Consider the following 14,150-nt stretch of genomic DNA (forward strand, 5'->3'; position numbering starts at 1 on the left):
CATATCGCCCACCATCTTGTTGTAAGCCGGCGAACCAGGCTGGAACCCTTTCATGCTGCGGTTCAGCTCCAGCAGGGTTTTCTGCATGTCCTGCGGCAGCGCCTGCATCTCTTTGCTGGCGATGATGCCGTTCAGCGACTTCATGGTTTGCTGCGTCGATTTCATGGTTTTCTGACTTTCCGCCAGCGTCTTGGTCGCTTCGTTGATCATCGGATTGATCGGCATCGCGTTGATCTTGTCCAGCGTCTGCATCAGTTTCTGCTGGATCTGCGCCAGCCCGCCGCTGGTGGTCGGCATCAGCGGATAACCGAACAGCTCGCGCGGCCCTTTCCACGGTTTCTCCTGCGGATAGAAGTCGAGATCGATGTACAGCGAACCGGTCAGCAGGTTGGCGGACTTCATCGAGGCGCGCATGCCGCGCGATTCCGCGTCTTTCAGGTGCGCCTCTATATCGACGTTGTCCCCCAGCTGTTTATGAAGCCGATCGGGCTCAATGCGGATCAACACCGGAATGCGGTAATCGTTGTTCAGGCGCTGCGCCATGCCCTCTTTGTAGAACGGCACCTGCGCCACCGTGCCCAGACGAATGCCGCGGAACTCGACCGGGGCGCCCGGCTGCAGGCCGCGCACCGAATCGGAAAAGAACAGCAGGTAGTCCTTATGCACGGTATACAGCGAATCCTGCGTGCTGCGCTGGTTGTCGAACAGCTGGTACTCCGCCTTCTCTTTCGCCAGTTCGCCGCGATCCCAGCCCTCCGGCACGTCAAAACTGACGCCGCCGCTGAACAGGGTAGTCAGCGACCCCATCTCCACCCGCATGCCCTGCGCCGACATGTCGAACGCCACGCCGCTGTCTTTCCAGAAGCGCACGTTGGTGGTGACCAGCTGATCGTAAGGCGCGGTAATGAACAGCTGATAGCGCATGGCGCGCGTTTTGGGATCGAAATAGCTGGTTTCCACCGAGCCGACGCGGTAGCCGCGGAACAGCACCGGATCGCCGGCGTTGAGCTGGCCCGATTTTTCGCTGTCCAGCACGATGCGCAGCCCTTTGGCATCCGGAGAGGCCAGCGGCGGCGCGTCGAGCAGTTGATAGTTGTCTTTGCCGTCTTTGCCCTTGTTGCCCGGCTGCAGTTCGATATAGGCGCCGGAGAGCAGCGTGCCCAGCCCGGAGACGCCTTCACGGCCGATCTGCGGCTTCACCACCCAGAAGGCGGAGTCCTGGCGCAGCAATTTCTCCATGCCGGAATTAAGGCGCGCCTGCACCATCACCTTGCTCAGATCCTCGCTCAGCGTGACGGTTTCCACCACGCCGACGTCCACGCTGCGGCTTTTGATTTTGGTTTTACCCGCTTCCAGCCCTTCCGCCGTCGTGGTGACCAGCGTCACTACCGGCCCCTGATGGCTGAAGTGGTAAAACAGGATCCAGGCGCCGATCAGCGCGGTCACGATGGGAATGATCCACACCGGCGACCAGCGCTTGATCTTCTCGACGTCCGCGACGCTATGATTATTTTCCGTCACCTTGCGGCTCCTTGTTGATTGTTTCACTTGCGCGATCCCAGGTCAGCCGGGGATCAAATGTCATGGCGGCGAACATGGTGAGGATCACCACCAGCGCGAACAGCACGGCGCCCGTCGCGGGGTAAATGCTCATCAACTGCCCCATTCGCACCAGCGCCGACAATACGGCGATCACAAACACGTCGATCATTGACCAGCGGCCAACGAATTCGACCACTTCATAAATCAGATGCATGCGCTCGCTGTCGGCACGCGGTTTCTTCCTGCCGTTCGCATCCCAGCACAGCCAGCCGATCGCCAGCATTTTCAGCGACGGCACCATGATACTGGCGATGAAAATCACCAGCGCCACCGGATAAGAGCCGTCGCCCCACAGCAGGATCACCCCCGCCATGATGGTGGAGTTCATCTTGTTGCCCAGCGCCTCGGTCACCATGATCGGCATCAGGTTGGCCGGAATGTACAGCATGACGGAGGTCACCAGCAGCGCCAGCGTCCACTGCAGGCTGTGGCGGCGACGTACGTAGCCGTTGGTGTGGCAGCGCGGGCAGCGCACCTGATTGGCCGGCAGGATCGCCGTGCAGCAGGCGCAAGAGCGCACGCCCTGCCGCATGCCGGTGCGCCCCACCGTCAGCGGGCGGTCGATGCGCGGTGCCGGTTCGATGTCCTGCCACAGCCAACGCCTGTCCACGCACTGGAAGGCGCGCACCTGCAGCAGGCAGAACAGGCAATAAGGCACGAAGCTGCTGCCGATGCCGATATCGCCGTAGGCCATCAGCTTGACGAAGCTGACCAGCACCCCGGCGAGGAAAATTTCCACCATGCACCAGGTCTTGAACTGGAACAGCACCCGGGCCATCCACGCTTTCAGCCCCAGCGGCAAACGCACTTTGGCACACAGCAGAATGATCGCCACCATGCAAAACGCCGGGATCAGCTGCACGAACACCATAAACAACGTGGCCATGCTGGCGTAGTCTTCCGCCACCATGACTTCCGGAATTTGAATCAGCCGGATTTCATTGCCGATGCCGGCGACGCGCATGTTGATAAACGGGAAAATGTTGGCCAGCACCAGCATGAACAGGGCGCTGAGGGCGTAACCGATCGGCCGCTTGCGCGGCTCGTCCCAGCGGGCGCTGAGCGTGGTTTTGCAGCGCGGGCAGACCGCTTTGCTGCCATAGGCCAGCGGCGGCAGCGCCACCAGCATGTCGCACTGCGGGCAGAGCGTCTTATTCTGTGACGACGCGTCGATGTGCGGTGGCGCTGGCCGATTGACGGATGGCAACATGGTTTTCTCTGGAGTAGGGGGGCAACGCACGGGTACCTTGACTTAAAAAAACGTTCCCAAGAATGATCATGATAGTTTCATTAAGCGTTTTTCGCGCAGAGGCGGGGCGTATTAAGCGTGCGAACTTGCTCTGCAATATCATCTATGATTTGAAAACGTCGGCGATACTCCGCGCGTTTTTTGCTGGGAATATGCTCCAAAGATTTTCTTTCAAACGCCAAGGGTAGTTGCCAGCGCCACGAACTCTGTTTTACCCCACCTATCAACGACCAGAAATCGTCGTAGCTGGCATGTAAATGCCGACCTTTGCTCATTCGATACCTCATTGAGCGAAAAACGTGTCCATTATCGCTGACTCCATAAATAGCACGCACCTCGGTGAAATTAGCGAAGTGGCTAATAAACTCCATCAAAACACGTTTGGGGAAAATGCCAGACAGAGCACGTGTAGCATCTTTGATGGCTTCGTGCGGTATGTGCCGTCCGGGGCCTTGTAGGCCGCCAATGATGAGATTCCATTCAGCCCCTTCGGATACGACCGAAAAGGTCACGCTGGCAAGTAACTCTTTATTGTCGCCACGCAACCATAGTGTTGATTCGCCTTCTCGTTCGGCTTTGTGCGCACAAGAGGCCGAAATGGTAAAACGAGCCTCCTCTCTGCCGGTGAATTCCGCCAAGATCGTTTCTTCTCGAGATATCAGCGCGTTGGACAGTGCTTTGTTACTGAGAGATGACACATACCGATAATGGCTGACAATTGCCGATGCACGTTGTTTGGCATTGAGGTTGCGCATCAGGTATTGCCGGTGCGTTTTACAAGGGAATGTGTTTTGATGATATAATATCGATTTTAAATCACTCTGTTGAGTTAAAATGGATAGTGCCTTTTTAGTCGGTGAATAGTATAAAATAAGTCGAAGTAAGAACTTTGCACGGAAGCTCTTCTTCCTCCAGACAGGGTCTGGGACGATCTGTCCCGAGAGTAATTCGTAGATAATGTTTTTTTTCAAGATTCATATCCTACAAGTACTATTCTTTAACTTTTACGTGTTTGTTTGTTGGCGGTTTTTCGCCATTTTAGTAGATAATTGTTAATTTATTGTCTGCTATTTATCAAGGTTTGATGGAGAAGGTGTTTTTAAGGCTGGTAGTATGTCACTGTTGTGTTTTTTATATGGTTTCATCTATATGGTTATTGATGTTTGCTCTTTTAAACACAGTGGTCTTAACATTGCAGACATAATGAGCCACGGAGGGGAGCTTTAATTCCCTTACTTAGGGTGTTGTTGAAATTAGAATGTAATAACGTACTTAGAGTGCAGCGTAGGTGGTTAGGATATGTTTTTTTTCTGGATGATAACGATTTTATCGGTAAGCAGGCTTATTAAATGAGTACGGAGGAATAGCGCATAGTCAAATCAATGCGATTTTTTAAGGCTATTAAAAACAATGAGTTGATTGTTTTTTTCCACTCTTGTTGTCGATACACCTCCTTGCTATCTCCCATTTGTCTACCTTTTCGCCGGTTAAACAACCGTTTAATTAATCACTGTTATAATTACCTCTGTTGAGCCTTGATGGATGAATGTTTTCTCCTCAAGCATTGCGATGCGGCGCTCTCTGGAGCGGCATCCGTTTTTTGGACATGCCGGTGGTTCGGTGAGAAGTAAGGAGAAGTGTACTATGAGCAGAAAAGACAAGCTCGCGGCGGCCCTGCTGGCCATCTTCCTGGGTGGGCTGGGCATTCACAAGTTTTACTTAGGGATGAAGTGGTGGGGGCTGTTCTACCTGCTGTTCTGCTGGACGGGGATCCCGGCGATTGTCGGCTTTATCGAAGGCATTATTTATCTGTTCCAATCGGAAGAGAAATTCAATCAGAAATATAATCCGGGTCTGATTTAATGCTTTGCTGACGGCGCTTCCTGTTAAGGGAAGCGCCGTTTTTCGTTCCGTTACTGTTTCTTCATCATCTTGCCGCGCATTTCTTCACTCATCATTTTATTCGAGCTGGAGATCACGCAGTTATATTGCTTGCCTTGGTTAATGACCATAAAGGTGCTGACCGGATTTTTAAAATCCTTGTCGATGGTGAAATAAATATACGCCTGCGGCAGCGCGGCCGGTTTAAAGGCGCCGAAGGCATACACATCCGCCAGGCCTAGCGCGGAGAGATCGACCGTCAGCTCCATCGGCTGTTTATCGTTTGGCGATGGGAACATCGATTTGGCCGACATCATCATGGTGCTGCTGTTGATGGTGTAATCGGTTTTGACCTTCATGCCCATATATTTCGATTCCGGCATGGAAAGTTCTTTTTTGCAGGCGGCGTCGTGCTGCGGCGCCGGGCTGCCGTTTTCCATCACGGCGTGCACGTGTTCCAGCGTCACTTCCGCGTTGCCGGTGGTAGGCTGCGCATCGGCCGCGTAAGCCGCGCCGCTGAAGGCGGCCACAGAGGTAAGGATAATGCCTGTAACGATTTTCATTGTCGCTCTCCGGAATGCTAATAATGATATTAATTGCGGTGTGTAGCCTATTGGCCTGATAAAACGCAAAGTTACTCGTTCCGTGGAGATCAAATATCCTCGGAATTTTTATAGTAAATAGTGTTTCACCCACGCGGTGCGCGAGGTTGGTTTAATTATCTTGAGGGCCTTGCTCTTTTGCCTTTCAGTATGTTTACCTGCATATAAAGAGTATGTCTAAACATAGTCAATGTTTAGAATATGCACAAATTATTGCGGTTTTTTCCCGCTTTAATTCTTCGGTTTTTAATACGGATTTAAATATTGTATTGAGATACATAGAGTTATCTTTTCTACGTTAAAATCACTCAGTGAAACGTTATTTATGTGATCTTCATGGTCACAGAAGTAACGCTGAAATTATTGCCTTTCTATTTAACGGCTAATTATTCATGGCATAGGCTTCAACCCCGCTAACCGCCTGCGCTAGAATCAGGCGGTTTGCTCTTGAAAAAGGATATCGCCATGGCCGCCTGGGCCTTTTTGATCGTCGGTTGGCTGTTGATTTGGCGGGATTACCCGATTTTCGGCGCGTTGTGCATCGCGCTGTTCGCCGTGCTGCAATGGGCGAAATACGCCGCAAAAGGCGAGCAAGACCCCGAAGAGGCCGCAGAGTGGCGCAAGACCGACTGGCGTTCGCAGCCGATTGAAATGACGCACGCCGGCGACAGCGACCGGCAGATTGGCGGCGTGGGGGAGCTGGGCATGGGCGGCCCCAATTTTTGGACGCTGCTGCTGCGCGACGGAGCGATTGTGCATGGCGCCTGTGCCGCGCCGCAGGACGTGGACGGCGGCAGGTTGCGCCTGATCCCGACCCGCAGCCGCGAGGGTGAGGGGCTGACGGTGTACGAACCTGCCGCCCGGGCGATGTACGCGCTACCTGCGCTGACCGATCGCGAGCTGGAAGCCGTGGCCGGCGGTTCCGCCGAGGCGCTGGCGCGGCTGCGGGCGAGCTGTCGGCAGGCGGCGGCCACGCCGCTGCGTCAGGTGCGCGGTCTGTGGGTGCCGCAGTGGGCAGAGGATCCGGCGGATCGTCTGGCGATCGCCTTGCCCAGTGGCCGCGCGCTGGCAGCGCGCTCGACGTTACCGGCGGATTTGCGCCATGCGGACGATCCTGCCGCGCTGCTGCACGCGCCGCCTTATGAGCTGTTGCTGGATAAGCGGCCGACCGATCGCTTGGTGTGCGATCTCGAACGCGTGGCGGAATCGCCGGCGGGCGACGGCTTGAGCGTCGGCGGCTGCCAGTTCCGCGGCGAGCATATCGTCGACGGTCTGTACCATCTGTACTTCGCCGGCGAGTGGTTCAGCCTGCTTTCCTACGCGCACAAACCGGCGGGCGGGCGCGGTTCGGACACCACCTTTTTTGTCGAGCGGGTCGAGCCGCAAGACGGCGGCGTATTCGTGATTGAATGGGACGCCTACAGCGTGGGGCCCGACGGGCGTGCGCCGCGCGTAGCGGCGCCGCCGGTATTGGTTATCGCAGTAAGCTGGCAGGACGCGCCGCTGCAGCTGCCCACGGCCAATAACCGCGTGACCGTGCGCTTGCCCAACGCCACGGCGTAAGGCTTAAGGCAGCACCCTGACTTCGCCGTTGTGCAAGGTCAGCACGGCGATCGGGCTGCCGGGGAAGCACTCCCTAAAGATCCAGTCGCTGGGCCGAAACGCCGCCGCAGGCAGCCCGGCCTGCCACTCTTCCCACTGCGGGGCCGGCTTATCCGGCGGTAAAGAGAAAGAGACCAGCCAACCCGCTTCGCAGCGCACCCTTTGGCCGCTCGGGCGGGTAAAGGTGTGCGCGCTCGCCAGCTCCATTACCGGCGGTAAAACCTCGAAGGCAATGATCGGCACGCCGGCCACGCTCTGCGGCCGAGGAAAACGCACGGCGGTCACGCCGTCCATCGTGATGGGGCTGTTTTCGGTGCCGGGCAGGCGCGGTTCCTGCCGGTTTACCCAGCTGCCTTTCGTCAGCGTGATTTCACCGAACGGTTTGGCTTCGTCGAGCGTCAGGTAGCTGCGCCGATTCCAGCGTTCTTCCGCCCGTTGGCTCTTGAGATCCTGGATGGCGATGCCGATAAGCATCAGCACGAACGCCACCGGGTAGATCGCCAGCGCCGAGGCCAGCAGATAGCCGCCCCAGGAAAGCGGCGGGCGTGGGCGGCCGCAGCGGGCAGAAGCGTAGCGCCAGCCCCACCAGGCGAGCAGGATGCCGGCGAGCAGCAGCGCCAACAACAGCGCCACCAGCCCTGCAACGCCGGCGCCATAACCTAACAGCATGGCAAGTTCCTCATGTTCACGGCGTGGTGGAACGGTAGCGAACGAAGTAGGGCAGCGCCGGGGGCTCCCCGTCATCGCCATAGTGGCTTTCCGGTTCGATCACGGTTTGGCGTGCGTCGTCGCGCCCGTTGTAGCGATACTCCAACGGCTGGCGGTAGCGCACGTCGGATGAGCGCAGATCGAAAATCAGCGAAAGGCGCGCATCGCCGTTATCCGTTTGGGCGACCAGCTTGTCGTTGCCTGCCCACAGCTGATACAGCGATTTATCCCCAGTCTCCAGCAGCACCTTCAGCTGCCCGTCGGATTGATAACGCAGGAGCTGATACAGCCCTCTTTCCAGCGTCTGTGCGATCAGGTAGATGCCGCCATCCGGGGCCTGCGCGCTTTCCGTCACGCGCACCGTGAGCCAATGCGGTTCGGCCACCTCGCCGGTTTTGCCGTTAACGGCGATGTGCAAGGCGCCGGAGCCGAGCACCGGATTCATCCAGAACAGCACGCGATCGCCGTCAACGGCGGTAAAGATCTCGGGTATGGATTTGCGCTTGCCGGAGGCGTAAGCCGTCGGTGAGTCCTCCTCGCCGCGCTCAAAACCCAGCAGCTGACGCGCTTCCAACAACGCCGGCAGATCCAGCGTTTGCCGCCAATGGGCGCCAAAGTCCGGGCTGTAGAATACGCCTTCGGTGCTGATGAGATACAGCGCGCGTTTACCCGGCAGCGCCACCAGTTTGCCGCCGATAAAGGAAGGCCGGTTGTCGTCGCCCTCCGGCCAGGGGATCAGTGCCCCGATGGTGCCCTGTTTCACATCGACCAGCCGGCGCCCCTTGGACAGAAAAAGCACGCACTCCTGCCCGCCGCAAACCGCATCGTGGATAGACTCGTCGAGTTCCCCCAGCATCTGCAATCCCTGCGGGCCGCTGAACAACACCTGGCTGAGATAGTTGGCCGCCCAGCCGTAAAAGCTATTGTAGGCCCCGCGCTCACTCCTTTTGCTGATGAGCAGCAGGGCGCCGTCCTGCGCCGGGTAGCTGTGGATGAGATCGTAATGGGCTATCGTCGGCAATGCTTCGTCGCTCTGGGTCCATTGCCACTGCGCATAGCGTTGTTCAGGGGCGAGGAAATAGACGCCCAACGCGCTGGCCAAAAACAGCGTCAGGATAATAAGGGGTCTTTTATAAAGCGCTAACGTCATCATTTCAGCTCCGTCACCTGTTCCTGCCGCCATAGCCTGCGGCGCAGATTGCGCAGGTATTTAAACGTTTTAAACGTGCGGTGCTGGTCAAAAGAGTAAAGGCGGCAGATCTGGGCGAAGCCCTCGATCAACAGCGCCAGGCCGCTGACCATCAGCATCATTAAGAGAAGAATCGGTGGCAATTCGCTGCCGAGACGCTGCAGGGTCCAGGCATCCAGGTAAAAGCCCGCCGGGGTATCGGCGTTATCCGCCACCGCCAGGCCGAGCACAAAGCACGTCACGATCGCGCCGAGAATGAAGACAACGCGCGCGCACAGGTTAAGGCCGGATTCGGTGAAGTAGCGGCGGCCGCCGATGAGGTAAGTCTGGCGATCGCGGTGGTTGATGATCCCACGCACCGTAGGCAACTCGGGGACGGTGTCGTTCTCGCAATACAGCACCTGCAGCGGATCGCCTTTGGCGATGAAAAGCGGATGTTGCCGACGAAATACCGGATGCAGTTTGGTATTGGGGACGTTGAGCGCACGGGTCGTCAACGCGAAGTGCGTCTCCTTCTGGCGCCACGCATAGGTGTCCAAATACTGCACCTGCCGCGGGATCTCATAGTGGCGGAGTTCGTAGCTCAGGGCGTTGACCGTCTCGATGCCGGAGGCCTCGACGCCGTCGGGGAGGGGGACGTCGGTTTGCTGCGCTGCGGGCACTGACGCGGCGTCTGCACTGACGGCCCGGTATTTGATGCCGGGGATTTTCAGGCTGAGCGATCCGGGCGGCGTGACGTCTTGCCCTTGCAGCACGCGATCCAGCGCCTTGAGCAGGCGCCTGCGGCCGCGATGCCCGATCAGCAGCAGCTCCGAACCGACGAACAGCACCATGCCGATGCCGACAAGGCCGGCGATTACGGCGATAAAGAACAGAACGATGGTCAGCCAGGAATCTTCCCCGTCCATGATGAAAAAGGCTGCCGGAAAACCGCCGGCCAGCGCCGCGCCCAGCACCAGCAGGGCGAAGTATTTCAGCTTGTATTTCAGCGTCCTGTCGGGCTCCAGCCGGCCTTTTGTCTCGTGCAGTAGCCAGTGCAGCCAGTAGCTGCCGTCCTGCAGGCGATGGGCGCCGATCTTCACCCGATCGCCGGTGGCGAGCGTGGCCAGCAGATTTTCGCTGTCGCTGAAGTCGTCACGGTAAAAAAAGAACGTTTGGCCGGCGGCGATGATCCTCACCAGGTTGTCGGGCGCCGTCTGTTGGCAGGCACATTGTTCGACGGTCACATTAAAAAATTGGGTTTGCATGTCATTCCCTGTCGGCGGGCGTGGCCCGAAAATTCATCCCTGGCGCCAAATTATTCAGCGCTTTTTCACCAACGGCAGCATGCGCACCAGCGCATTGTCCTTGACGATGTAGTGGTGAAACAGCGCGGCGGCGGCATGCAGGCCGATCAGCCAGTAGCCGAATGACGCCAGCGTTTTGTGCCAGCCGATAATCATCCGCGCCTGCGGCCGATCGGCCACGTCGGCGAACGGCATCGGCAGGCCGAACAGATACCACTCCTTGCCGCCCAGATAGCGCGAATACACCCCCAGCACCGGCAGCGTCAACAGCAGCAGGTAAATTAGGGTGTGCGTCAGGTGCGCCAGGCCGGTTTGCCACTTCGGCGGTTTGGGCACGATGGCGGACGAAGGGTGGCGCCAGCGCAGGAACAGGCGGGCGATCATCAGCGCGAACACCGTTACGCCACAGCTGAAGTGGGTGACAACCAGCACGTACCAGGGGGCGCTGCCCGGTTCGGCAAAGCCGCGCAGCTCGATGGTGACGCAGGTGATGACCAGCAGGATCGCCACCAGCCAGTGCAGGCGAATTTGCCACGGCATGTAGGTGTTCTGCACCGGGTTGCCTTTTGATGTTAAAGGGTCTGTGCGCCGATGGTAACGAAATGTTACAGGTGAGGAAAGCGCCCGTGTGCAGTTTAAGCAAAATGCCAGGGGTTAAACCGCTTGTTAAGCTATGAATTTAGTGGGCTAAGTGTTTGGCGGCAGAGGAGGCAGTTGGCATCGTAAGTTGTGAAGCTAATGGACGATAGATTCAGAGGCTGGCAGCTTAATAAGTAGCGAAGCAAATAGCGCCGCAGCCCTCGCTGCGGCGCCCGGGATCAGTTCAATTTGGCCTTGGCGAAATCGCTGCCGTTCACGTCCACCACATAGCCGCTCAGGTTGCTGCGGGTGGCGTAGAACACCTTGCCGGTGGCCAGCGGCAGCCACGGCGCCTGTTTGGCGAAGATCACCTGTGCCTGTTGATACAGCTTGGCGCGAGCCTGTGGCTGGTTCTCCAGAATCGCCTGCTGGATCAGGCTGTCATAATCCTTATCGCACCAGCGCGCCACGTTGGCGCCGCTCTGCACCCCGGCGCAGCCGAGCAGGGTGGCGAAGTTGTCCGGATCGCCGTTGTCCGACACCCAGCCGTACAGCGCGCTCTGCTGCTCGCCTTTGCGCAACCCGGCCAGATACTGGCCCCACTCCCAGGTGACGATCTTGGCTTTCACACCCACCTTCGCCCAGTCGCTCTGGATCATCTCGGCGATGCGCTTCGAGTTCGGGTTGTAGGGGCGCTGCACCGGCATCGACCAGATGTCGGTCTCAAAGCCCTGCTCCAGCCCGGCCTGCTTCAGCAGCTCGCGCGCCTTCTGCGGATCGTAGGCGTATTCCGGCAGTTGATCGTTGTAGCCCAGCATGCCCGGCGGCAGCAGTGAGTTGGCCGGCGTGCCGCTGTCTTTGAACACCGCGGCGACGATCGCTTTCTTGTCCACCGCATAGCTCAGCGCCTGGCGCACCAGCAGGTTGTCGAACGGTTTTTTCTGGGTGTTGAACGCCAGATAGCCGACGTTCAGCCCGGTGATGTCGTGCAGCTGCAGGTTGCCGTCGGCCTTGATGGCGGCGAACTGTTCCGGCAGCGGCGCGGGGATGATCTGGCATTCGTTGGTTTTCAGCTTGGCCAGCCGGGTTTGCGGATCCGGCGTGATGGAGAAGATCAGGTGCTTACTGGCCACTTCGCCCTGCCAGTAGTGCGGGTTGGCGATGTAGCGGATCAGCGAATCCTGTTTGTACTGCTGCAGCGCGAACGGCCCGGTGCCGATCGGCCAGTTGTCGACGTATTCCGGCGTGCCCTTTTTCAGCATTGCGTCGGCGTATTCGGCGGACAGGATCGAGGCGAAATCCATCGCCCAGTCGGCGACGAAGGCGGCGTTGGGCTGGCTCAGCGTGAAGCGCACGTGATGCTCGTCCACCGCCTCCACCTTGGCGATCAGCTTGTCCAGGCCCATGTCGGTGAAGTATTCATAGTTGCCGCCGGAGACCTTGTGATACGGGTTAGCCGGATCCTTCTGCCTCATCACGGTGAACACCACGTCTTCGGCGTTGAAGTCGCGCGTTGGGGTGAAGTATTTGTTGCTGTTGAATTTCACGCCCTGGCGCAGGGTAAAGGTGTAGGTCTTGCCGTCCGGGCTGACGCTCCACTCGGTGGCCAGCGAAGGGGCGGGGGTTTTATCGCTTTCGCGCAGCGTCACCAAGCGGTTGTACAGCACCTGCGAGGTGGCGATAAAGGTCGGCCCGGAGCTGGAGAGCTGCGGGTTGAACGATTCCGGCGAGGCGACAGTGCAGTACACCAGCGCATCGGAAGCGGCCAGCGCGCCGCCCGCCGACAGCAGGCCGGCACTTGCCAGCGCCAGCGCGGCGATAGGGTGTTTTAAAAACGTCAAGGCAAGATCCTCAGGTGGGGGGGCCGTTACCGGCGAATTGATTTAACTATAGATAACGGATGGCGAGACGGGGAACAAGCGTCTCAGCTGCGCATTCTGTGCGCCCCGCGTTGCCAGGCAAACCGCTTTAATCGGCCGCGCGCTTGCGGTCTGCATCATAGCGCTCGCGGGCGGCGTCCAGCTCGGGGAAATGGTATTCCGCCCATCGGTCGAGCGCCGTCAGCGTCTCGACCAGCGAGCAGGCGACGGCGCTGAGCCGGTATTCCACATGTGCCTGATTCTTTTCACTTAAATCCAGCCGTTCGAGCAGCCCGTTGCGTTCCAACTGGCGCAGCGTTTGCGTCAGCACCTTCTGCGAAATGCCGTCGATGCGGCGCAGCAGCTCGCCGTTGCGCATCGGCCGCTGTGCCAGCACGGGCAGGATCAGCATCACCCACTTGCCGGAAATCAGCGCCAGCGCATCGCGCGCGGAGCATTTACTCGAATAGACGTCGCCGGGATAGGCCATGGGGGGTTACCTTCAGGTGCGTAATTGCCAAGGGGGCGATAAAGCCACAGCATAGCAGCACCACCTTACAACGGGAGACACAGGATGAACGTGCTGATTGTGCTGGCTCACCCCGAGCCGCATTCTTTCAATGCCCATTTGGCCGAACAGGCGCGGCAGGCTTATCTGGCGCAAGGGCATCAGGTGAAGACGGTCGATCTGTATCAGGAGGAGTTTGATCCGCGCGAGGGTGCCGGTCATTACCCCAGCAGAAAGCAGGCGGACAGGTTCGATGCGATGCAGGAGCAGCGCCATCACTGGACGACTCAGGCGCTGCCGGCGGAGATCCGGCGGCATATCGAGCTGCTGCGCTGGGCGGACACGCTGGTGCTGCAGTTCCCTTTCTGGTGGTTCGGCGCGCCGGCCATCCTCAAGGGCTGGATGGATCGGGTGTTCGTTTACGGCGGGATCTACGACAGTCGCCACCGCCATGAAAACGGCGTGATGCGCGGCAAACGGGCGCTGCTGACCGTCACCGCCGGCGCCTCTGCTCAGGCCTGCGCACCGAACGGGCGCGACGGCGATATGCGGCTGATGCTGTGGCCGATCATGCATGCGCTGCACTATATCGGCTTTAGCGTGCTGGAGCCGTTCCTGGTTTATGGCGTGCGCGGCGGGTTGACGGGCGAGGCGCTGCAGGTGCAGAACGCCGCTTTGGCGCAGGTGACGCAGGCGTATCGGGCTGGCTTAGGCGATCTTGCCGCCTGGCCGGCGGTGTGGTTCAACCGCAATGAAGATTTTGACGCCGATCTGGCGCTGAAGCCCGGTGCGCCGGTCTATAGCCCGTTCGTGCGCCACCGCGATCCGGTTTAGAAACCGGCCTTCAGCAGTTCCTCGCGCAGGTCGTCGATAATCGCCGGTTCGATGTCGGGGAACTGCTGCTGAATATCGGCGATGGCTTCGGCCACGCTCGGGCCGGCAAAGGTGCCGGAGAAGGGCAGCAGCGGCAGATTGGCGTCGCTGTCCGGCAGCTCGCCGCGGATAGTGCCGGTGATCATGCCCGCTTTTTTTTCCGCCGTGAGGTCGTACTCTCCCACGTTTTTGTCGATCGGTTTCATTGGCCG

At 58.7% G+C, this 14,150-nt stretch carries 14 protein-coding genes; 3 read left to right on the top strand and 11 right to left on the bottom strand.

Going from position 1 to position 14,150, the window contains the following annotated elements:
• The 3 genes from pqiB to ACK3CV_RS04995 form a co-directional block, all read right to left on the bottom strand.
• Positions 1–1,521, bottom strand: a 1,521-nt coding sequence (gene pqiB / locus ACK3CV_RS04985) for an intermembrane transport protein PqiB (protein WP_489009808.1), incomplete at its 3' end; no start/stop codon positions are given.
• Positions 1,508–2,812, bottom strand: a complete 1,305-nt coding sequence (gene pqiA / locus ACK3CV_RS04990) for a membrane integrity-associated transporter subunit PqiA (RefSeq protein WP_489009809.1) — start codon at positions 2,810–2,812, stop codon at positions 1,508–1,510. The genes pqiA and pqiB, both read right to left, overlap by 14 nt.
• Before the next feature lie 80 nt (positions 2,813–2,892).
• Entirely contained in the window at positions 2,893–3,822 is a 930-nt protein-coding gene (locus ACK3CV_RS04995) for a VirK/YbjX family protein (RefSeq protein ID WP_086579573.1), read from the bottom strand.
• 673 nt (positions 3,823–4,495) lie between these two features.
• Between ACK3CV_RS04995 and ACK3CV_RS05000 the strand changes: the two genes are divergently transcribed.
• On the top strand, positions 4,496–4,714 hold the full coding sequence (locus ACK3CV_RS05000) for a TM2 domain-containing protein (protein WP_015376761.1): 219 nt from the start codon (positions 4,496–4,498) through the stop codon (positions 4,712–4,714).
• A 50-nt stretch (positions 4,715–4,764) separates the two neighbouring features.
• Here ACK3CV_RS05000 and ACK3CV_RS05005 read toward each other — a convergent pair whose 3' ends face one another.
• On the bottom strand, positions 4,765–5,295 hold the full coding sequence (locus tag ACK3CV_RS05005; RefSeq protein ID WP_039567038.1) for a hypothetical protein: 531 nt from the start codon (positions 5,293–5,295) through the stop codon (positions 4,765–4,767).
• A gap of 486 nt (positions 5,296–5,781) precedes the next feature.
• Between ACK3CV_RS05005 and ACK3CV_RS05010 the strand changes: the two genes are divergently transcribed.
• Positions 5,782–6,897 carry a hypothetical protein gene (locus ACK3CV_RS05010; RefSeq protein WP_239504670.1) on the top strand — a complete coding sequence of 372 codons (1,116 nt, stop codon included), beginning with the start codon at positions 5,782–5,784 and terminating at the stop codon, positions 6,895–6,897.
• Between the two features lie 3 nt (positions 6,898–6,900).
• Here ACK3CV_RS05010 and ACK3CV_RS05015 read toward each other — a convergent pair whose 3' ends face one another.
• The 6 genes from ACK3CV_RS05015 to ACK3CV_RS05040 form a co-directional block, all read right to left on the bottom strand.
• The gene (locus tag ACK3CV_RS05015; RefSeq protein WP_164040342.1) at positions 6,901–7,605 is read right to left on the bottom strand and encodes a hypothetical protein; all 705 of its coding nucleotides are present in this window, start codon (positions 7,603–7,605) and stop codon (positions 6,901–6,903) included.
• Positions 7,606–7,621: 16 nt separating this feature from the next.
• Positions 7,622–8,797 carry a hypothetical protein gene (locus tag ACK3CV_RS05020; protein WP_164040340.1) on the bottom strand — a complete coding sequence of 392 codons (1,176 nt, stop codon included), beginning with the start codon at positions 8,795–8,797 and terminating at the stop codon, positions 7,622–7,624.
• On the bottom strand, positions 8,794–10,080 hold the full coding sequence (locus ACK3CV_RS05025; RefSeq protein WP_164040339.1) for a hypothetical protein: 1,287 nt from the start codon (positions 10,078–10,080) through the stop codon (positions 8,794–8,796). The genes ACK3CV_RS05020 and ACK3CV_RS05025 overlap by 4 nt, the downstream gene beginning before the upstream one ends.
• A 54-nt stretch (positions 10,081–10,134) precedes the next feature.
• Complete coding sequence (cybB, locus tag ACK3CV_RS05030) at positions 10,135–10,659, bottom strand: cytochrome b561 (RefSeq protein ID WP_164141915.1); 525 nt, start codon at positions 10,657–10,659, stop codon at positions 10,135–10,137.
• Positions 10,660–10,937: 278 nt separating this feature from the next.
• On the bottom strand, positions 10,938–12,539 hold the full coding sequence (locus tag ACK3CV_RS05035) for an ABC transporter substrate-binding protein (RefSeq protein WP_164040337.1): 1,602 nt from the start codon (positions 12,537–12,539) through the stop codon (positions 10,938–10,940).
• Positions 12,540–12,666: 127 nt separating this feature from the next.
• The gene (locus ACK3CV_RS05040) at positions 12,667–13,047 is read right to left on the bottom strand and encodes a winged helix-turn-helix transcriptional regulator (protein WP_060426660.1); all 381 of its coding nucleotides are present in this window, start codon (positions 13,045–13,047) and stop codon (positions 12,667–12,669) included.
• Positions 13,048–13,131: 84 nt separating this feature from the next.
• Between ACK3CV_RS05040 and ACK3CV_RS05045 the strand changes: the two genes are divergently transcribed.
• Positions 13,132–13,899 carry an NAD(P)H-dependent oxidoreductase gene (locus tag ACK3CV_RS05045; protein ID WP_049213762.1) on the top strand — a complete coding sequence of 256 codons (768 nt, stop codon included), beginning with the start codon at positions 13,132–13,134 and terminating at the stop codon, positions 13,897–13,899.
• Here the strand turns inward: ACK3CV_RS05045 and ACK3CV_RS05050 are convergent.
• Positions 13,896–14,144 carry a hypothetical protein gene (locus ACK3CV_RS05050; protein ID WP_019454278.1) on the bottom strand — a complete coding sequence of 83 codons (249 nt, stop codon included), beginning with the start codon at positions 14,142–14,144 and terminating at the stop codon, positions 13,896–13,898. The two genes, ACK3CV_RS05045 and ACK3CV_RS05050, sit on opposite strands and share 4 nt — an antisense overlap.
• Positions 14,145–14,150: the final 6 nt, after the last annotated feature.

Source organism: Serratia sp. TSO36 (genome assembly GCF_057808395.1).

Bases quoted from the DNA above. Each gene is read 5' to 3' on its own strand.
- pqiA (WP_489009809.1), bottom strand. From the start codon at position 2,812: ATGTTGCCATCCGTCAATCGGCCAGCGCCACCGCACATCGACGCGTCG.
- ACK3CV_RS05000 (WP_015376761.1), top strand. From the start codon at position 4,496: ATGAGCAGAAAAGACAAGCTCGCGGCGGCCCTGCTGGCCATCTTCCTG.
- ACK3CV_RS05005 (WP_039567038.1), bottom strand. From the start codon at position 5,295: ATGAAAATCGTTACAGGCATTATCCTTACCTCTGTGGCCGCCTTCAGC.
- ACK3CV_RS05015 (WP_164040342.1), bottom strand. From the start codon at position 7,605: ATGCTGTTAGGTTATGGCGCCGGCGTTGCAGGGCTGGTGGCGCTGTTG.
- ACK3CV_RS05020 (WP_164040340.1), bottom strand. From the start codon at position 8,797: ATGATGACGTTAGCGCTTTATAAAAGACCCCTTATTATCCTGACGCTG.
- ACK3CV_RS05025 (WP_164040339.1), bottom strand. From the start codon at position 10,080: ATGCAAACCCAATTTTTTAATGTGACCGTCGAACAATGTGCCTGCCAA.
- cybB (WP_164141915.1), bottom strand. From the start codon at position 10,659: ATGCCGTGGCAAATTCGCCTGCACTGGCTGGTGGCGATCCTGCTGGTC.
- ACK3CV_RS05040 (WP_060426660.1), bottom strand. From the start codon at position 13,047: ATGGCCTATCCCGGCGACGTCTATTCGAGTAAATGCTCCGCGCGCGAT.
- ACK3CV_RS05045 (WP_049213762.1), top strand. From the start codon at position 13,132: ATGAACGTGCTGATTGTGCTGGCTCACCCCGAGCCGCATTCTTTCAAT.
- ACK3CV_RS05050 (WP_019454278.1), bottom strand. From the start codon at position 14,144: ATGAAACCGATCGACAAAAACGTGGGAGAGTACGACCTCACGGCGGAA.